The organism is Nonomuraea sediminis (genome assembly GCF_018531495.1).
In the GTDB taxonomy this organism is placed as follows: Bacteria; Actinomycetota; Actinomycetes; order Streptosporangiales; family Streptosporangiaceae; genus Nonomuraea; species Nonomuraea sediminis.
In genome coordinates this window covers 69,631-88,383 of sequence record NZ_JAHDTI010000019.1, presented here as the reverse complement: position 1 = coordinate 88,383, position 18,753 = coordinate 69,631, and the positions used below count along the sequence as shown (strand labels likewise).

Below are 18,753 nucleotides of genomic sequence, written 5' to 3'. Positions count from 1 at the left end.
GCATCATTGGTGGCGTGAGCGATGGCCAGTGGTGGTTCTGCCTCAAGCACATGCGCGTCGAGCCCGAGAAGGGCTGCCCGAACAAGGACCGCATGGGCCCCTACGAGACAGAAGAGGAGGCCGCGGGCGCCCTGCGGCGCGCGGCCGAGCGCAACAAGGCGTGGGACGAGGCCGACAAGGACGAGGACTAGGGCACGATCGCGTAGGCCCGGACGGGGAAGGTCCCCAGGCCGGCGATCATCGGCGGCGCCGCGTGGAAGCGGAAGCCGTCGTCCGGCAGCGTGTCCAGCCCGGTCAGGTGTTCCACCAGCGGGATCCCTGCCGCCAGGAACCTGGTGTGGGCCGGGCGCTCGCCGCCGGACGGGGTGTCGTCCATGTTCAGCGAGTCGATGCCGACCAGCGCCGCGCCCTGCTCGGCCAGCCAGTCTGCCGCCTCCGGCTCCAGGTAGGGGTGGCCGCTCAGGTACTGCCCGGTGCCGAAGTGACGGTCCCAGCCGGTGTGCAGCAGGACCGCCCTGCCGTACACCTCGCGGCCCTTCAGCAGCTCGAGTCCCACCGACGGCAGGCCTTCCGCGCGGATCACCAGTCCGGGCAGGTCGACGAGCCTGTCCAGCGGGAACTCCGACAGGTCCGAGCCGTCGGCGTAGCGGTGGAAGGGCGTGTCCACGTACGTCCCGGTGTTGGTGGCCAGGGTGATCATGCCGATGGTGAACTCGGTGCCCGGCGCGTAGACCTGCTTGGAGTCTTCCCTGCTCAGGTGCACGCCGATCTCCGGCACCGGAATGCCCGGATAGGTCACCATCCCGTGGGTGATGCGGTGGCTCAGCTCGACGATCATTTGGAGACTCCCTGACGCGTGGTGCCCAGCTTGACGACCGTCGCGATGCCGATCGCGGCCCAGACGAGGTTGAGCCCGGCCGACGGCCACGCGGCGTTGTAGGCGCTGTTGACCATGAGGCTGGCCGCGCCGACCAGGTTGAGGAGCTGGTACGGCAGGCCGTCACCCGACATCCGGGATGTCGACACCATGCCATAGCCGAACAGCAGTAGCGCGGCCCCGATCCAGCCGACCGCCGCGAGCAGGAGATCCATGGCCGCCATTGTCCGGACTTATGCCCCTGAAGTGCAATTAAAGATAGCTAACGTGGCGCGTAAGCTGACCTGCATGGACATCGACCCCCGCCGCCTGCGAGTCCTGTACGAGGTCCACCGCCGTGGCGGGGTCATGCGCGCCGCCGAAGCGCTCTTCCTGACGCCCTCGGCCGTCTCCCAGCAGCTCGCCCAGCTTGAGCGCGAGGTCGGCCTGGCGCTCATCGACCGCTCCCAGCGCCGCGTGTCGCTCACGCCCGCGGGACGGGTGCTCGCCGGCTACGCCGAGCGCGTCGAGGACGAGCTGGCCGAGGCCAAGCGGGAGCTCACCCGCTTCACCGAGCGCCTTGCTGGCCCCGTCAGGATCGCCGCGTTCCCCACCGTGATCAAGCACATGCTCGTGCCCGCCATGCGCGACCTGGCGGTCAGGCATCCCAAGATCGCGCCGACCATCCACGAGGTGTACGGCCAGCCCGCGCTCCAGGAGCTCCGCCTCGGCGCGGTCGACGTGCTGATCACCGAGCACGACACGGGACTGCCCACGCTGGCCCAGCCGTCCCTGGCGACCCGGGCGCTCTACGTGGACGAGTACCGCATCGTGGTGCCGCCCGGCTGGCCGCTCCCCAGGACGATCGACGACCTGGCGGACGCGCCGTGGGTCGCCGGGGAGCCCGACCAGGCCTGCGGCCAGGCCCTCGACCGCCTCGCCGGGCTGCACGGGTTCGCCCCCCGCAAGATCCATGTGATCACCGAGTTCGGGCCCACGCTGGCGCTGGTGGCGGCCGGCCACGGCGTGGCCGTCGTGCCCGGCCTCGCGCTGCTCGACGTGCCGGAAGGGGAAGTGCAGGTCAGCGAGGTACGCAACGTCGGCGCCCGCCGCCTGGACGCGGTGACCCGCATCAGCCGCACGGGTTCGGGCGAGCCGGACCCCGTCCAGGCCGTCGTCATCGCCGCCATCGAACAGGCCACCGACAACCTCGGCCAATCCCTCGAAGCCCACCTCATCCCAGCCTCCGCGCTGGAGTCCTGACCGGGGTTCCCAGGCGCCGGGCCCGCCGTACAAGCTAGTCGAGCAGTTGCGGGCCGCTGACCTTGTCGAGGAGGCGGGCGAGGCGCGCGCGCAGGCTGGGGCGCTGGGTGATCTCGCCCGCGGCCGCGCTGACCAGGTGCTGCGCGCCGTCGAAGGTGATCAGCCCGTGCGCGGGTACCGCGATCGCGTCGTGCGCCAGCCCGGCCAGCTCCGTGTCACCGCTCTCCAGGGCGAGGATCGTGGCCCCGGTGCGGCGCGCGTCGTCCACCCGCTCCAGCAGCGGCACCGGCGCCTTCTGCTCCGCCACCACGAACAGCGTCTCCCCGCGGGCCGCCTGCTCGAGGCGGTCGAGGCCGACCCGCAGGTGGGCGGGCGCGTCGGCGGGCGGCTGCCAGCGCACCAGGGTGGGCGTCAGCTGGGACAGCCCCGACAGCCTGGCCTCGTCGCCGAGATGGGCGGTCAGGTGCCAGGGTTCGTCGTCGGGCGTGCCGACCAGCAGCAGCCCGCCGGGGGACCGGGTGGTGCGCAGCGCGAGCCCGAGCTCGCGGGTGCGCTCCAGCCAGCCGGTGTCGGTGAGGAGCTCGCGGAGGAAGGCGACCGACCCTGAATCCATGCCCTCCATGATGGTTCACATCGGGCCTTGACAAGGTGTTACTCGCGGGTAACGATCGGCTCGCGGCGCCGCCCTCCCATGAGTGATCCCCCACGAGAGGGGCCGGCACATGAGATTACGTGTCCGCGTCAGCCTGTCCGCCATCCTGCTGCTGATCCTGTCGCTCGTCGCCATCCCCGCCCGCGCCGCCGCGCCAGGGGACGTCATCACCGCCCAGCCCACCACCGTCTACGCGCTACCCGGCAAGGTGCTCGAAGTCCCGGTCAACGCCTGGCACCTGCTCTACACCTCCACCTCCGCCACCGGCAACGCCAACGCCGTCTCCGGCACGCTGCTGGTGCCCAAGGCCTCCTTCCCGCTCGGGCGGCGTCCCATCATCGGGTACGCCGTCGGCAGCCACGGGCTCGGCGACCAGTGCGCGCCCTCGGTCAGCATGAGCCAGGGCACCGAGGCCGAACTCGCCCTGATCAGCCTCTTCCTGCTCAAGGGCTTCGCTGTGGCCGTCACCGACTACGAGGGCCTCGGCACCCCCGGCGAGCACACCTACATGGCCGGGATCTCACAGGGCCACGCCGTGCTCGACTCGATCAGGGCCGCGACGCGCGTCTCGGGAGCCGGGCTGTCCGACCGTGCGCCGGTGGCCGTCATGGGCTACTCGCAGGGCGGCGCCTCGGCCGCCTGGGCCGCCCAGCTGCAGCCCTCCTACGCGCCGGAACTGCGACTCAAGGGCGTGGCGGCCGGCGGTGTCCCCGCCGACCTGCACGCGGTGGCCGACCACCTGGACGGTACGTCCAACTTCGGGCTGGCCGCCGCGGCCGGCGTCGGCCTCGACGCCGCCTATCCGGAACTGCGCCTGGTCGACGACCTCAACGCCCGCGGACGCGCCCTGCTGGCCGACGCCGCCGACGACTGCGTGGGCGACCTGAGCAAGCTCGCCGGGCTGCGCTTCTCCGACCTGAGCACGGTGGACCTGCTCAACCAGCCCAAGTGGCTGGCCCGCCTGTCGGAGAACCGCCTCGGCGCCCAGCCGCCGCGCGTGCCGATGTTCCTCTACCACGCGCAGGGTGACGAGATCATCCCGTTGCAGGTCGGCTCCACGCTCCGCTCCGAGTACTGCCGCGCAGGCGTCAACGTCCGCTGGGCCTCGCTGCCGGCGCCCAGCCACGTCCTCGGCGCGGTCGAAGGCGGGCCGGCGGCCATCGAATGGCTCGCCCTCCGCATCCTGGGGCTCCCCGCCCTGTCCAACTGCTGACCGCCGCCCGCGGGCCCGTGTTCTTACCTGCTCCTGTACGGCAGGCCGCCCCCACTGGCCGCCCTCCGCACTTCGGCTGAGGGCCCGCGCACGGCGCTCACGGCGAGTCGATGACACTTGCCCGCCGCCACGACTCCGCTCCACCCGGGTACCCGGGTGGAGCGGGTCCCGGTTAGCGCCTGGGCACGATGCCCGACACGGTGGTGCCTTCACCCTGCACGCTGGACACCGACAGGCTGCCGCCCAGCTCGGCCAGCGAGGCCCGCATGCGGGCGATGCCGCGTGCGGCCTGGTTGAGCGAGAACCCGTTGCCGTGGTCGCTGACGGTCAGCTTCAGCCCGTTCCTGCCCACGGTGACGGCGATCGACACGGTCGTGGCGCCGCTGTGTCGCTCGACGTTGTCCAGCGCCTCCTTGATCACGGCCAGGACCCCACGGGCGATGCGTGACGGCACGTCGACGGTGGGCAGCGCCCAGGTCTCCACGGCGATCCCGGTGCGCCCGGACCATTCACCGAGGTAGCTCTCGAGCTCCTCGGCCAGGCCTCGCCCCCCGCGCATGCGCGTGTCTTCCGTCAACTGATCTCGCCTTCCTGAGCATCTGAGCCCGCGCCTGTCCCCGAAAGCTGTGCTTTGCCACGCGGTGATGCTCGACTCCCCCACAACCAGGCTACCGTCGGGCCACAGACGGTGATGGGGAAGATAGGGTGCCGTGACCGTCCGGCTACTCGCCCTTGTCAATGCGATTGAGGTTGGCGAGGTAGGCGTTGTAGGCGTCGAGTTCGGGATCGCCGCCGCGCTGCGCCGCCCGCCGGTCCCCGCGCCGGGCCTTGCGGTCCTCGTCGGCGTACCACTGGAAGGCGATGGTCAGCAGCACGATCAGCGTCGGGATCTCGCCGAACCCCCACGCGATGGCCCCGCCGGTCTGCTGCTCGTCCAGCAGCGGCCCGCCCCAGGTCCTGCCCAGCTTCTCGTACCAGCCCGAGGCGATCACGGTGCCCATCATCATGAGCGCGATGCCGAAGAACGCGTGGAAGGGCATGGTCACGAACAGCAGCAGCAGCTTGCCCACGTACGGCAGGCGGTGCGGAGCCGGGTCGACTCCGATGATCACCCAGAAGAACAGCGATCCGCTGAGCAGGAAGTGCAGCGTCATCGCGATGTGGCCGAGGTGCTCCTCCATGGCAGAGGCGAACAGCGGCGTGAAGTAGAGCGCGTAGGTGGAGGCGATGAAGATCGCCGTGGCGATGGCCGGATGCGCGACCACCCGGACGAACCGGCTGTGCAGGATCGTCATGATCCACTCGCGCGGCCCCCGGTCGCCGCGCCTGGCCGCGGGCTTGAGCGCGCGCAGCGCCAGCGTGACCGGCCCGCCCAGGACCAGGAAGATCGGCACCACCATCGACAGCGTCATGTGCTCGATCATGTGCACGTCGAACATGACCTTGGCGTAGCGGGCCAGGCCGCTCTGCGTGGCGATGACCAGGATGAGCACGCCGACGTACCAGGCGGCGGTGCGGCCCCACGACCAGTGGTCGCCCCGCCGTACCAGCCGGTAGACCCCGGCCGCGTACAGGCCTGCCATCAGCGCGGCCACCACCGCGAAGAACAGGTCCAGCCACCACAGCGAGACCAGGTTGCCCAGCGTGACCGGCGGCGGCATGCGGAAGCCCAGCAGCTCGAACGCCGGGTCGCTGGGCAGGTCGACCGGCGGCGGTGGCGTGCGCGACAGCGCGACGGCCAGGCCGACCGTGGCGGACATGAGCAGCATCTCGCCGCCCGCCAGCCGCGTGAACGAGCCGGGCTTGCCCTTGCGCAGGCTGACCAGGCTGCGCTGGCGGTGCCAGTAGCCCACGTAGCCGAGCAGGACGAAGGCGATGATCTTCGCCACGATCAGCACGCCGTACGACGAGGTCCACAGATCCGACACCGCGGTCAGCCGCGCGAGCACGCTGAACACGCCGGACAGACCGACGCCGATGTAGCACCACAGCGCCATCCGCGAGAACCGGTCGGCCGCGATCTCGAGGTGCGACTGCTTGCGCACCGCGTGCAGGGCCAGTACGGCCAGCCCGCCCACCCACAGCGCCAGCGCGAGCAGGTGCAGCGACAGGCCCGAGGTGGCCAGGTCGTGGTTGGGCGAGGAGGCGGAGTGGCCGGTGAGCGCCGGAGGCAGCAGCGTGGCCAGCGCGAAGACCAGCAGCCCCGCCGAGGCGCCCGCGGTGATGGCGCCGCGCGAGAACAAGGCGATGGCCACCCCGAACAGCACCACCAGCGTGAGCGCGATGCCCTGGCTGGTCTGGGTGGCGTAGCTGGTCAGGAAGTTGCCCTGGAAGACCTGGCCGACCGGCATGCCCCAGGAGTCGGCCGTGCCGAACACCAGCGCGAGCGCCGCGGCGCCCGCCCAGCACAACGCGCTCCATGAGGCGGCCTTGACGTAGCCGAGCGCGGGCTTGCCGAGCAGGCCCTTGTCGTTGGGCAGCAGCGCGGTGGCCATCAGCAGCAGGCCGACGGTGACGATGGCGCCGCCGTCCATGGCCACCTTCGACAGCGGCAGCCCCCACCGGGTGACGGCGCCGGCGTCGGGCAGGCCCGGGATGATCCTGGGGAACGCGGCGCCCCCGGCGATCATGGCGATGATCAGGCCGGCGAGTGCCGCCCCCGCCGCCGCGAGCGCCAGCCGCGCGGCCCTGGTCATGGCTTCTTTTTCCGTACGCTGAGCAGGAAGCCGATCCCGATGCCGACGAGCGCGCCGACGACGATGACCAGCCAGACGGGGAACGCGGTCCCCGTCTCTTCCTTGGCGACGCCCTTCTGGTCGGCCGCGGCGCTCTTCTGGTCGGCGGCCTGCAAAGGAGTGTCGCTCGGCGTCGCGGCGGCCTGCGAGGGAGTGGCACTCGGCGTCGGGGACGCCGCCTTGACGGTGAAGGGGATCTCGCCCTCGATCGGGTGCCCGTCGGAGGACACCACCCGGTAGGCGATCGTGTACTTACCCGCTCCCAGCGGCTCCTTCAGCGCCTGTCGTACCTTCGCACCATCGACGGACGGCTTGCCCGCCTGGTGCGCGACGCCGTCGGCGCCGCGCACGAGCACGGTCGGCATCCGCACGCCCTCGGAAAAGACAAGACTGACCTGGTCGACGGCCTCAACGGTCGACCCCTTGGCGGGGTCGCTGCTCTTGAGCGAGTCGTGCGCCAGCGCGGGCCCGGCCAGCCCGAACACGAACAGGGCGGCGACGAAAGCGGTAAGTGCCGCGAGCGGGGATCTCTTCATGACACCCCCAAGGCTACCGACGCCACCACCCGGTCCGGACTCCGCGCTACAACCCCGCGCAGGCCAAAGCCCGCTGATAAGCCTCCACAGCGCCTTCGCTGTCGCCTAGCTGCTCCAGGGTGTCAGCCGTGGCGTACCAGTTGGAGGCGGACCGACTCGTGTCAGGCATCGGGGCGAGCCAGTCGCGCACGCTGATGACGTGCTGCATGGCCTGGTCCTGCTGACCGACTGCTGTGTGGGCATACGCGAGCAGGAGGCTTCCCTCCGCACCCAGCGTGCCGGCAACGCTGGGGAGCAGCGCCAGCCCGGCCAGCGCGTGCTCGGCCGCCTGCGCGTACTCTCCCGAAAGAAACTGCGCTCTGGCGATCTCGATCTGGGCTCGTGCCTGGTCGATCCGGCTGGCCGAAGTCTGAACCAGCTCGTCCAAGGCCCTGCGCTGCGTCGCGCTCGAGATCGGCCCGTTGTCGGGAGAGATCCGCGCCAGCAGGGAGCCCAGCGCAGAGCGCATCCGGGCGATGTTGCGCGGCTGGCCGCTCTCCTCTTGGACAGCCATCGCACGTTCTGCGAACGTCAATGCCTCCACGGCGTGCCCTGTGTGCAGGGCCACGTATGCAGCGTTCCAGTTGGCCGCCACGATCGCGCGCGGGGTTCCAAGCACGTCAGCCGCGTTCAGCAGCTCAGCAGCGAACTGTCGGGCCCGTAGTAGATCACCGCGCATCGTGTAGGCGGCCAGCAGCGCCGAGCCCAGCTCAACCATGAGGTCGGACCAGACGGGGCGGGTGGGTGCGCCGATGATCTCCTCGGCTACGGCTACCGCCTCCGTGAGCCGCTCGCTCTCCTTGTACGCGCGGCTCAACGCGATCGCCACCTCGATCTGCCGGTCGGCGCTGATGTCCTCAGCCTTGATCCGGTTCAGGATGTTGATGGCGTCCTCATGATCGCCGCAGGCTTCGGCTGCCAGCGCCAACCCGAATTCCGTTTCTTGACGTAGGGCGGTGAGTCCTGTCAGGTTGGAGTCCGCCAAGAGCTCGGCAAAGCGCGTACGGGCTTCGGAGATTTCTCCGTTTTCCAGAGCCAGGCGTGCATAGCCGAGCGCGAGCTCGATGTCTTCCATCTGCTCGGCAGTGACGCCGTTGACGAGATACGAGAGTGAGCAGTCCAGCTTCTGTGCCAGCAACTCAAGAACAGCCGGAGTCGGGGTACGCTTGCCACTCTCGATCAAGGAGACGTAGCTGTCTGACAGTTCGGGATGCGCCAGTTGCGCCTGCGACAGGCCACGCTGTCGCCGAACGGTCTTAATCCGGAGGCCGACCAAGTCAGATGTGGTCACGGCTGACACTCCCTGAGATGATGTCCACGCAAACCCACGGCGAGGGAGCCCCTCATGCGCACGCGTCTTGCCCTGTCCGTACTTGCTGCCGTTGTCACGGCAATCGTGGTACTTGGAGGCAATGCTACGGCCGCAAGTGCCCAAACGTCTTCCTCAGCTGAGGAAGTGTCAACAATCGCCCCCGCATCGTCCTTGGACATGGGGACCTGCTGCTGATCCCGGCTCGAGAGTCACCCTACGTGGGTGTCCGCCAGACGCCAGCTGGTAGACACCATCAAGGCTGCGGAGGCATAGCGGCATGCCGCTGTGCCTGCGAGCTCCCCACTTCGCCCGCAGCTCCGTCGAACATACCGACGTGATCTACATTTCTTCTACATGCGCCCGACCAGCATCGCCCGCGGACGATGCTGGCTACGCTGCCAAGTGTGACCGAGGCGATTGCGATCAGGTTCCTCGGGCCCACGGTGGGCATCATCGAGGGCTCGCCGGTTGATCTCGGACCGCCACGCCAGCAGGCAACCTTGGCGGTCCTGGCTTCCCACGTGGGACGCGCCGTCTCCAAGGCCCAACTGATCGACGCCTTATGGGGCGAAGCCCCGCCCGCCAGCGCTGAACAGAGCGTTTACACCTACGTCGCGGGTTTGCGGCGGGCACTCGAACCTCGCCGCGGCCCACGCGAGCGCCCCCAGATCGTGACAAGCACCGCCGGCGGATACCTGCTGCGCCTGCGTCCGGAGCAGATCGATGTCTGGATGCTCGCGCATCTGTTGGAGAAGGCGTCCCAACTGAAGGAGCCAGGCAATCAACTCCAGCGATTGGCGCTGCTGAACGAGGCATTGGATCTATGGCGAGGGCCGAGTCTGTGCGGCGTACCAGGACCGTGGGCCGAGCGTGAGCGCATGCGCCTGGAGGAGTTACGCTTCGAAGCCGTCGAGACGCGTGCCGACCTCCTCATCGCACTGAGGCGCCACGAGGAGGCCATCGAGTCTCTGCAAGAGCTGACCGCCCGCTCTCCGCTCCGGGAACGACCGCGCGAGCTGTTGATGCTCGCCTTGTTCCACAGCGATCGTCAGGCGGAGGCGCTGGCGATCTACGAAGAGGGGCGACGCGTACTCGCCGACGAGCTGGGTGTCTCTCCCGGAGAGGGCCTGCGGCGCAGCCACGAGATCGTATTGAGGGGTCCGACGCCCTCGCCGTCGCGAGAACCGTCGATCCCGCGCCAACTCCCCCGCGAGCTGCTGGGATTCGTCGGTCGCGCGGCCGAGACCGCGAAACTGAAAGGGCTTCTCGTTCCTTGGGATCGTTCGCCGGCCCATCCGCTCGTCGTGATCTCGGGCCCTCCTGGGATCGGTAAATCCACACTGGCGGTCCAGGTCGCGCATCTGGTCCGGGACAGCTTTCCCGATGGCCAGCTCCATCTCGACCTCCGAGGCGCCACGCCGAACGTGCCGAGGCTGGGTCCGCTCGACGTCCTGGGCAGGCTGCTGCGAGCGCTGGGCGTGCCCGGCGCGGCTGTGCCTGACGACGTGGACGAGGCAGCTGCCGTCTGGCGCGGGTGTATCGACGGCAAGAGGCTGCTGGTCCTGCTGGACGACGCCGCAGAGCTCGCCCAGATCCGCCCCGTGTTGTCGGTGCCGTCCGGGTCGGCGATCCTGGTGACGAGCCGCGAGAGCATGCGCGCGGCAGACGACTGCTATCAGATCCACCTGTCGTGCCTCACAGCTGCCGAGGCGAGCACTGTCCTGGCCAAGCTGGTGGGCGCGGAGCGAATCGCCAGCGACCCGCAAGGCACAAGAAGGCTGGTCGAGTACTGTGACGGCCTGCCCCTGGCGATCAAGATCGTTGGTGCACGACTTGCTGATCAGCCAGACTGGGGCATCACGGCGTTCGCCGAGCGCTTCCGGGACGAGCGCCAGCGGCTACACGAGCTTGAAGCCGGAGACATCACCGTAAGGTCCAGCTTCATGGCCAGCTTGGACGCCCTGCGCTCGAGCCCCCGGCCGATTGATCGATCCGCCGCCCGAGTCCTCGCGCAGCTCGGCATCCTGCACGTCCCGACCATCACCGCCGACGCGGTGGCACAGCTCGCCGCCATGGACGAAGGCGAAGCCGCGCGGAGCCTCGACCGGCTGGTGAACGCGAACCTTCTGGAGCGGAGGGAGCAGGGCCGCTACCGGCTTCACGATCTCGTCAGGCTCTTCGTGGGCGAGCTCCGGCCTGAAGGGCGGCACGAGGCGATGAGCAGGGTGCTGAGCTACTACGTGGCCACCGCGCGCCGGGCCAGCACTCTGATGGACCCCCACCGGGTGCAACCACAGGAGCTTCCGGTCGATGCCCGACCGCGACGCCTCTCGGACCAGGATGAGGCCGTATCGTGGCTGGCCGACGAGGAAGCCAATCTCACGCAGGCCGCCCTGCAGGCGATGGCCGGCGAAGACGCCGACCTCGCGAAGCTCGGCACGGCGCTGGCTTTCGCCCTGATGTGGTACCAGCAAAAGGCCCACCATGCCGCGGAGATGGTCACGCTCAACTCCGCGGCGTTGGAGGTAGGCATCCGCCTGGATGACCAGCGCATCACGCGATTCGCGCACAGCCACGTGGCCGGCGGGCTGCACATGCATGGCCGCCCTGCCGAGGCTGGAGAACACTTCGGCATCGAGCTGGCGATGGCGCGCGAAGCCGGCGATGTCGCCACCGAGCACCGAGCGCTGGGAAATCTCGCGAACGTCCACCTCACCATGGAGGATTATGGGCGCGCGCTGCATTACGCGCAGCAACAGCTGGCCCTGGCGAAGAAGATCAGCTCTCGCATTGGAGAGCGCTACGCCCAGTTGATCGCCGGGGCGGCGCATACCGGCCTTCGCCAGTTCGAGGAGGCACGAGTGTCGCTCGAGGCCTCGCTCCGCAATGCCCGCGCGGACGGCGACATCGTCCACGAGGGGCAGGCTCACATGCACCTGGGGGAAGCCCTCCTGGCGGCCGGGCGAGGGGATGTCGCGCTGGAACACCTGCGCCAAGGTGCGGCCAAGCAACAGGCCGGCGGATACAAGATCGGAGAGCTCCGCTGTCTCGTCGGCGTGTCCAAGGCGCTACGCATCAGGGGACAGCTCACCGAGGCGCTCGAGACGATCTCCGGCGCGATGCCGCTGGCGCGGGCGCTGGGGAACGAGCGATGGAAACTGCGGGCCGAGCTCGAGCAGGAGGCCGTGCACGCGGCGCTCGGGGTGCCGCCCGTGCGGGCCGTGTGACTCACCAAGCGAAGCTCGCCTGCCAGAGGGCATCGTCAGCATCGACGTGGGATGACGCGTGACTGAGGAGATCGAGATCCGACTCCTCGGACCTGTCATGGGCGATCGACACGGCTCGCGACTCGACCTCGGCCCACCGCGCCAGCTGGCGGTCCTGGCCGTTCTCGCCTCGAGGGCCGGCCAGGTCGTCACCATGGGCCAGCTCATCGACTCTCTGTGGGGCGATGATTCGCCCAGGACCGCGGAGCAGAGCGTTTACACCTACATCTCCGGATTACGGCGAGCGCTCGAGCCTCACCGCGGCCCACGCGAACCCTCTCGGCTGCTCGTCGGCACGGACGGCGGCTATGTCCTGCGCCTGGCTCCCCATCAGGTCGACGTCGCCGTCCTGGCCGAGCATCTCGACGGAACCCGGCGCCTGAGGGCGGCCTCGGATCACCTCGGCGCTCTGGCACTTCTCGACCAGGCCCTGTCTCTTTGGCACGGCCTGACGTTGAGCGGCGTTCCCGGGCCTTTCGCCGACAGCGAGCGCGTCCGCCTGGAACAACTGCGTTCCGACGCCGCCGAATGGCGAGCCGAGGCGCTGATGGAGCTGAGGCGCCCGCAGGAGGCGCTGGGTCCGCTCAGGGAGCTCATGGCGCAGCAGCCTCTGCGTGAACGCGCTCGTGAGCTGTTGATGCTCGCCCTCGACCGGCTGGGGCGTCAAGCAGAGGCTCTGCAGGTCTTCGAGGAGGGCAGGCGCGTCCTCGCCGAGGAACTGGGCGTCGATCCAGGGGAAGGCCTACGTCGCCGTCACGAGGCCATACTGCGCGGCACCTCTCAGCCCGAGGCGGAATCGCCCGTCCCCCGCCAGCTCCCGCGCGACCTCGTCGGCTTCGTCGGCCGGGCCAAGGAGGTCATCCAGTTACGGGGCCCCCTGGCCCCATGGGACGGCTCCCCGCCCCATCCGCTGATCGTGATCTCGGGTCCACCGGGTGTGGGCAAGTCGGCGCTGGCAATTCACGTCGCCCACCTGGTGAAGGACCTCTTCCCTGACGGGCAGCTGCACGTCGACCTCAGGGGTGCGACGCCGGACGTGCCCGAGCTGGAGCCTCGCGACATCCTGGGCCGACTGCTCAGAGCGCTCGGCGTGGCCGGCGACGCAGTGCCGTCGGACCAGGACGAGGCGGCGGCCATGTGGCGGGATCGGCTGGCGAGCAAGCGCCTCCTGGTGCTGCTCGACGACGCTGCCAGGCTCGACCAGATCCGGCCCGTGCTTGCGACCCCGCCCGGCAGCACCATTCTGGTGACCAGCCGCGAGAGCCTGATCGCCGGCGATGACTGCTTCCAGGTGCACCTCCCCCGGATGAGCGGCGCCGAGGCTACGACGCTGCTGGCCAAACTGATGGGCCCGCAACGTGTAGCGGAGGATCCCAGCGCCACGGCGACCCTGGTCAAGCTCTGCGAAGGTCTCCCCCTGGCGCTCAAGATCGTCGGCGCCCGGCTCGTGGACCGACCGAACTGGAGCGTCGGTTCGCTGTCCGAGCGACTGCGTGACGAGCGCAGGCGGCTGAGCGAACTCGAGATCGGCGACCTCGCCGTGCGGTCCAGCTTCATGTCCAGCTGGAAGGGACTCCGGGACGGGCCGCGGCCACTGGACGTGGCCGCCTCCCGGATGCTGGCCCAGCTCGGCATCCTGCACGTGCCCACGTTTTCGGCAGAGACGACAGCGGCCCTGTCCGGCATGAGTGACGCCGAGGCCGAGCGGAGCCTGGAGAGGCTGGCGGACGCGCACCTGGTGGACCGGGCGGACCCCGGCTACTACCAACTGCATGACCTGGTCAGGCTTTTCGTCGGCGAGCTTGATCCGGTCAAGCCGGACGTCGCCCTGACCAGGGCGCTGAGCTTCTATGTCGCCTCGGCCCGGCAGGCGGCCACCTTGCTGGATCCCCATCGCGTGCAACCGCCGGCCCCGGAGGTACAGGCCGTACCGCTTGTCATGAAGGGCCGTGACGCCGCCGTCCGATGGCTCGGCCTGGAAGAGGTCAACATCCGGCACGCCGCCATGCAGGCGATGGCTCACCAGGACCCGTCGATCGCGCGGCTCGGCGTGTGGCTCACGTTCGCGATGATGTGGCACCAGTCAGGCCAGCACCGCGGTGCCGACCTCATCATGATGAACTCCGCCGCGATCCAGGTCGGCGAGCGACTGGCCGATGAGCGAATCGTCCAGTTCGCCCATGGCCATGTGGCCTTCGGCATGCGCATGTTCAGCCGCCTTGACGAAGCTGTGGAGCACTTCGAGATCGAGCTTGCGATGGCCAGGAGCTCCGGTGACCGGTTCGACGAGCAGCGAACCCTCGGCAATTTGGGCATCACCCATCTGACCATGGCGGACCACGGTCAGGCGCTGCACTACCTCAAGAAGCAGTTGGCCTTGGCCAGAGAGCTCGGCATCGCCATCGGCGAACGCTTCGCGCTCATCAACATCGCGGAGGTCAGCAGGGCCCTCGGCGAGCACAGGAATGCGCGACAAGCGCTGAACGAGGCGCTCCGCCTGACCAGAGAGGCCGGAGACACCCTGCACGAGGCCCATATCCACATGCACCTCGGCGAGGCCTGCGTGAGGTCGGAGGAGCCCGTGGAGGCTTTGAGCCACTTCGGGCTGGCGATGGCGCGGCACCGGGACGCCGGCTACCGGATCGGCGAGCTGCGGTGTCTGGTGGGGATGGCACAGGCGCATCGGATCGCGGGCGATCTGGACGGGGCGCTGAAGGCCGTCGACAGAGCGATGCCGCTGGCGCGGACTCTGGGGAATGCCCGATGGGAAGCCCGGGCCGAGCGCGAGCAGGCAGCCGTCCACGAGGCGCTCGGGGTGCCGCCCGTCCGGAGCCTATGATCACATGGCCTGGAGGGCGAGGAAGAAGTCGACTCTGTCGGACATGGTGGTCAGGTCTCTGCCGGTGAGTTCCTCGACGCGACGGATGCGGTAGCGGACGGTGTTGACGTGGACGTGGAGGCGTTCGGCGCAGGCGTTCCATGAGCCGGTGCAGTCCAGGAACGTGGCCAGGGTGTGGACCAGGTCCGACTGGTGGGTGCGGTCGTAGTCGATGAGCGGCTGGAGGAGCCTGTCGGCGTAGGAGCGGCGGATGTCGCCCGGCACGGTGGCCAGGAGCAGCGCGTGGGTGTAGATCTCGTCGCTGGTGACCACGCCGCCGCCGCGGGCCTCGGCCAGGCGCCTGGCGTGCCCGGCCTCCTGGATGCCGCCTCTGATGGCGGTGGAGCCGGTCAGGGCGCCGCTCAGGCCGACGCTGACGCGGGTGTCCGGCAGGGCTGCCAGGACGTCCGTGCCGCGGCGCAGGCGCAGGGCCAGGTCCTCGACGGTCGTGCCGCGCAGCGGGACCAGCGCCACGGCGCTGTCGGCGAAGGCGGGCGCGACGACCTCGCGGGCCAGCAGCTCCTCGACCACCTGCCCGCCGAGCGCGGCCGCCTCGGGCCCGCGCGCCGCCGCGGTGGCGTCGACGATCGCGTACGGCTCGGCCGCCTCGATCCCGCAGGTGCGCAGCCGTGCCGTGAGCTCGGCCTGGTCGCCGTCGGCCAGGGCGGCGCCGATGAGCTGCTCGGCCAGGCGGCGCTCGACCCTGCGGCCCTCCTCCATCCGGCTGCGTTCGAGCGCGACGCCGGCGGCCAGCTCGTACCCGAGGTCAGCGCGGTCCATGAGATCGCCCTCGCACGCCACCAGCCATCCGGCCGCCCGATGACCCCGCCCGACGGCGAAGATAGTGAAATTTCCGGACCTGGTGGGGAGGCGGGAGGCGGTCAGGTAGGCCCGCGCCAGCCGTACCGTCTCCTCGCTCTCCGCGAGCGGACCGACCAGCGGGACACCGGTCGCGGACAGCAGCGTGGCGGTGATGCCCAGCTCGGCGGCCGTCAGCGCGAACAGCTCCGGCAGGTCGGCGCCCTCGGCGACGGCCGCGACGATGCGCCGGTGACGGCCGAGCGCGTCGCGCACGTCGCCGGCCAGGCGCGGCACGGCCAGTTCGGCGACCGAGCGGAAGGAGACCTCGGTGGGCACCTCGAGGAGCGCCAGACCCACCTCCCTGCACGCCTCGACAAGGTCGGCGGGGACGTGGCCGAGCCAGGCCTGGCCCGCGCCGAGTCCCGCCACCCCGGCCTCGACGAGCGCGGCCACGAAGGCGGCCGAGTCGTCCGGCGTCTGTCGCCACATCAGCCCGGTCAGCACGAGCTCGCCGCCCGACAGGTAGCGGCCGGGCGCGGGCAGGTCCGTGATGTGCACGGTACTGAACTCACGCGAGGGATCCCCGGCGAGCAGCTTCAGCCGAAGCTCCGGAATCGCCAGCAGGTCACTGATCCGCACTTGGAGGAATATACAAGTCGTCCCGCAAACCCCTGACCGCAATTTCACCGCACATGCATTGGAGTGCGAGAACGCCGGTGCTCTACTCGAAAGATGACGGAGACGGTCAGCGTGACGCGGCAGGGCGTCGGTGAGAGCGTGCGGCGCCCCGACGGGGTGCTGAAGGTGACGGGCGAGTTCGCCTACGCCTCCGACCTGTGGCTCGACGGGATGGTCTGGGGCGTGACGCTGCGCAGCCCGCACGCCTCGGCGTGGATCCGGTCGATCGATGTGGGACCGGCGCTGGCGGTCCCGGGGGTGCTGGCCGTACTGACGCACGAGGACGTGCCGGGCGCGAAGTACTACGGCCTGGAGCACAAGGACCAGCCGGTGCTGGCCATCGACCAGGTGAACCACCAGGGCGAGCCGGTGGCGCTGGTGGCGGCCGACCACCCCGAGACGGCCCGCAGGGCCGCGGAGAAGATCGTCATCGAGTACGAGATCCGGCAGGCGGTGACGGATCCGTATAAAGCGGCTCATGACGAGACCCAGCCCAAGCTCCGCCCGGACGGCAACATCCTGCGCCGCCAGCCGGTCAAGGTCGGCGACACCTTCACCGCCCCGATCACGGTCACCGGCGAGTACGAGGTGGGCATGCAGGACCAGGCCTTCCTCGGCCCCGAGTCGGGCCTGGCCGTCCCGGCCGAGGACGGCGGCGTCGACCTGTACATCGCCACGCAGTGGCTGCACGTCGACCGCGACCAGCTGGCGCCCTGCCTGGGCCTGCCGCCGGAGAAGGTACGGCTGACGCTGTCGGGCGTGGGCGGCGCGTTCGGCGCCCGCGAGGACCTGTCGATGCAGGTGCACGCCTGCATGCTGGCGCTGCGGCTGAACCGGCCCGTCAAGATCGTCTACGGCCGCGAGGAGTCGTTCTTCGGCCACGTGCACCGCCACCCGGCCAGGATGCGCTACGAGCACGGCGCCACCCGCGACGGCAGGCTGGTCTACGTCAAGGCCGACATCCTGCTCGACGGCGGCGCGTACTGCTCCTCCTCGCCCGCGGTGGTCGGCAACGCGGCCTCCCTCGGCGTCGGCCCCTACGAGGTGCCCAACGTGGACGTGGTGGCCACCGGCGTCTACACCAACAACCCGCCGTGCGGCGCGATGCGCGGCTTCGGCGCGGTCCAGGCCTGCTTCGCCTACGAGTCGCAGATGGACCGCCTGGCCGAGGCGTGCGGCCTGTCGCCGCTGGAGATCAGGATCCGCAACGCCGTCTCGCAGGGCTCCCACCTGATCACCGGTCAGATGATCGACTCGCCCGCGCCGCTGGCCGACATGCTGCGCCGCCTGGACGCCATGCCGCTGCCGCCGGCCGCCGACGACGACCTGCGCTCCATGCCGGGCGGCGTCTCACAGACCACCCACGGCGAGTCGGTACGGCGGGGCGTCGGCTACGGCGTGGGCATCAAGAACATCTGCTTCTCCGAGGGCTTCGACGACTACTCCACGGCCAGGGTGCGCGCCGAGCTGATCAACGGCGAGCCGCACGTCACCGTGCACACCGCGGCGGCCGAGGTCGGCCAGGGCCTGGTGACGATCCAGGCCCAGATCGCCCGCACCGAACTGGGCGTCGACCAGGTCACCGTGGCGGCCGCGGACACGGCGGTGGGCTCGGCCGGCTCGTCGTCGGCCTCCAGGCAGTCGTACGTGACGGGCGGCGCGGTCAAGGCGACCTGCGAAGCCGTACGGGAACGCTTCGAGGGGCTGCCGGCGCGCGAGGCGCTGGAGAAGTTCGGCCCGATCGAGGAGACGCGCGTCTACCGGCACCGGCCGACCTACCCGCTGGACCCGGTGACCGGGCAGGGCTCCTCGCACACGCAGCTGGCCCTGTGCGTGCACCGGGCGGTCGTGGACGTGGACAGCGAGCTCGGGCTGGTCAAGGTCGTCGAGCTGGCCGCGGTGCAGGACGTGGGCCGCATCATGAACCCGCAGGCGCTCGAGGGCCAGATCCACGGCGGCTCGGCACAGGGGCTCGGCCTGGCGCTGATGGAGGAGATCCAGATCAAGGACGGCCGGGTGCTGAACCCGTCGTTCACCGACTACCTGATCCCCACGACTCTCGACATGCCGCCCATGACCATGGAGATCCTGGAGAACCCGGACCCGGCGGCCCCCTACGGGCTGCGGGGCGCGGGCGAGCCTCCCACCCTGTCCTCGACCCCCGCGATCGCCGCGGCGGTGCGGGCGGCATGCGGCCACCGGTTGACGCGGGTTCCGATTCGGCCCGAAGATATCGCCTTGGTCGACTACGGGGAGGGAATCCGATGAGTGACGCGGCCAAGGCCGAGTTCGAGAAGTACGACACCGACGGCGACGGTGTGCTGACGGCCGCCGAGATCCGCCAGGTCAACGAGGCGCTCGGCGACCAGGGAGCCTCGGCGGAGGAGATCGAGGCCTTCATCGCCTCGGCCGACCGCGACGGCGACGGCAAGGTCGGGCTGGAGGAGTTCGTCGCCCTGGTGGGCGGCGGCCGCCACGAGAGGCACTGAGCGCGCTACCGACCCCGCCCCCGAGTGAGGACCAC

The 18,753-nt window shown here is 70.0% G+C and carries 15 protein-coding genes; 7 read left to right on the top strand and 8 right to left on the bottom strand.

The features are described 5' to 3' along the window. The first annotated feature begins 14 nt into the window (after positions 1-14). Positions 15-191 (top strand): hypothetical protein, encoded by a 177-nt coding sequence (locus KIK09_RS50630; RefSeq protein ID WP_214326779.1) that lies wholly within the window; start codon positions 15-17, stop codon positions 189-191. Here KIK09_RS50630 and KIK09_RS50625 read toward each other — a convergent pair. Both KIK09_RS50625 and KIK09_RS50620 read right to left on the bottom strand, forming a co-directional pair. After that, entirely contained in the window at positions 188-838 is a 651-nt protein-coding gene (locus KIK09_RS50625) for a cyclase family protein (protein ID WP_214326778.1), read from the bottom strand. The two genes, KIK09_RS50630 and KIK09_RS50625, sit on opposite strands and share 4 nt — an antisense overlap. Beyond that, positions 835-1,092, bottom strand: a complete 258-nt coding sequence (locus KIK09_RS50620; protein WP_214326777.1) for a CBU_0592 family membrane protein — start codon at positions 1,090-1,092, stop codon at positions 835-837. The genes KIK09_RS50625 and KIK09_RS50620 overlap by 4 nt, the downstream gene beginning before the upstream one ends. Positions 1,093-1,165: 73 nt before the next feature. Here KIK09_RS50620 and KIK09_RS50615 point away from each other — a divergent pair, with 73 nt between their 5' ends. After that, positions 1,166-2,119: a LysR family transcriptional regulator gene (locus KIK09_RS50615; RefSeq protein WP_214326776.1), complete on the top strand. Its 954-nt coding sequence runs from the start codon at positions 1,166-1,168 to the stop codon at positions 2,117-2,119. A gap of 34 nt (positions 2,120-2,153) precedes the next feature. On the opposite strand, the gene KIK09_RS50610 is transcribed toward KIK09_RS50615, so the two are convergent. Continuing rightward, positions 2,154-2,732 (bottom strand): hypothetical protein, encoded by a 579-nt coding sequence (locus KIK09_RS50610; protein ID WP_250575125.1) that lies wholly within the window; start codon positions 2,730-2,732, stop codon positions 2,154-2,156. A 109-nt stretch (positions 2,733-2,841) separates the two neighbouring features. On the opposite strand from KIK09_RS50610, the gene KIK09_RS50605 reads away from it, so the two are divergent. Continuing rightward, a complete protein-coding gene (locus KIK09_RS50605) occupies positions 2,842-3,984 on the top strand; it encodes a lipase family protein (protein WP_214326774.1) in 1,143 nt (380 codons plus the stop codon). A 172-nt stretch (positions 3,985-4,156) separates the two neighbouring features. On the opposite strand, the gene KIK09_RS50600 is transcribed toward KIK09_RS50605, so the two are convergent. The 4 genes from KIK09_RS50600 to KIK09_RS50585 all read right to left on the bottom strand — a co-directional run bounded on the left by KIK09_RS50600 (position 4,157) and on the right by KIK09_RS50585 (position 8,585). Then, complete coding sequence (locus KIK09_RS50600) at positions 4,157-4,543, bottom strand: sensor histidine kinase (RefSeq protein WP_214326773.1); 387 nt, start codon at positions 4,541-4,543, stop codon at positions 4,157-4,159. Between the two features lie 163 nt (positions 4,544-4,706). Continuing rightward, positions 4,707-6,680: a bifunctional copper resistance protein CopD/cytochrome c oxidase assembly protein gene (locus KIK09_RS50595; protein ID WP_214326772.1), complete on the bottom strand. Its 1,974-nt coding sequence runs from the start codon at positions 6,678-6,680 to the stop codon at positions 4,707-4,709. Next, positions 6,677-7,255 (bottom strand): copper resistance CopC family protein, encoded by a 579-nt coding sequence (locus tag KIK09_RS50590; protein WP_214326771.1) that lies wholly within the window; start codon positions 7,253-7,255, stop codon positions 6,677-6,679. Before KIK09_RS50590 ends, KIK09_RS50595 begins: the two co-directional genes overlap by 4 nt. A gap of 46 nt (positions 7,256-7,301) precedes the next feature. Continuing rightward, a complete protein-coding gene (locus KIK09_RS50585) occupies positions 7,302-8,585 on the bottom strand; it encodes a helix-turn-helix domain-containing protein (RefSeq protein WP_214326770.1) in 1,284 nt (427 codons plus the stop codon). A gap of 425 nt (positions 8,586-9,010) precedes the next feature. Between KIK09_RS50585 and KIK09_RS50580 the strand changes: the two genes are divergently transcribed. Further along, positions 9,011-11,833 (top strand): AfsR/SARP family transcriptional regulator, encoded by a 2,823-nt coding sequence (locus KIK09_RS50580; protein ID WP_214326769.1) that lies wholly within the window; start codon positions 9,011-9,013, stop codon positions 11,831-11,833. A gap of 58 nt (positions 11,834-11,891) precedes the next feature. After that, on the top strand, positions 11,892-14,711 hold the full coding sequence (locus KIK09_RS50575) for an AfsR/SARP family transcriptional regulator (protein ID WP_214326768.1): 2,820 nt from the start codon (positions 11,892-11,894) through the stop codon (positions 14,709-14,711). On the opposite strand, the gene KIK09_RS50570 is transcribed toward KIK09_RS50575, so the two are convergent. Beyond that, entirely contained in the window at positions 14,712-16,190 is a 1,479-nt protein-coding gene (locus tag KIK09_RS50570; RefSeq protein ID WP_214326767.1) for a PucR family transcriptional regulator, read from the bottom strand. Positions 16,191-16,283: 93 nt separating this feature from the next. On the opposite strand from KIK09_RS50570, the gene KIK09_RS50565 reads away from it, so the two are divergent. After that, on the top strand, positions 16,284-18,497 hold the full coding sequence (locus KIK09_RS50565; RefSeq protein WP_214326766.1) for a xanthine dehydrogenase family protein molybdopterin-binding subunit: 2,214 nt from the start codon (positions 16,284-16,286) through the stop codon (positions 18,495-18,497). Then, on the top strand, positions 18,494-18,718 hold the full coding sequence (locus tag KIK09_RS50560) for an EF-hand domain-containing protein (protein ID WP_214326765.1): 225 nt from the start codon (positions 18,494-18,496) through the stop codon (positions 18,716-18,718). The genes KIK09_RS50565 and KIK09_RS50560 overlap by 4 nt, the downstream gene beginning before the upstream one ends. Positions 18,719-18,753 lie beyond the last annotated feature (35 nt).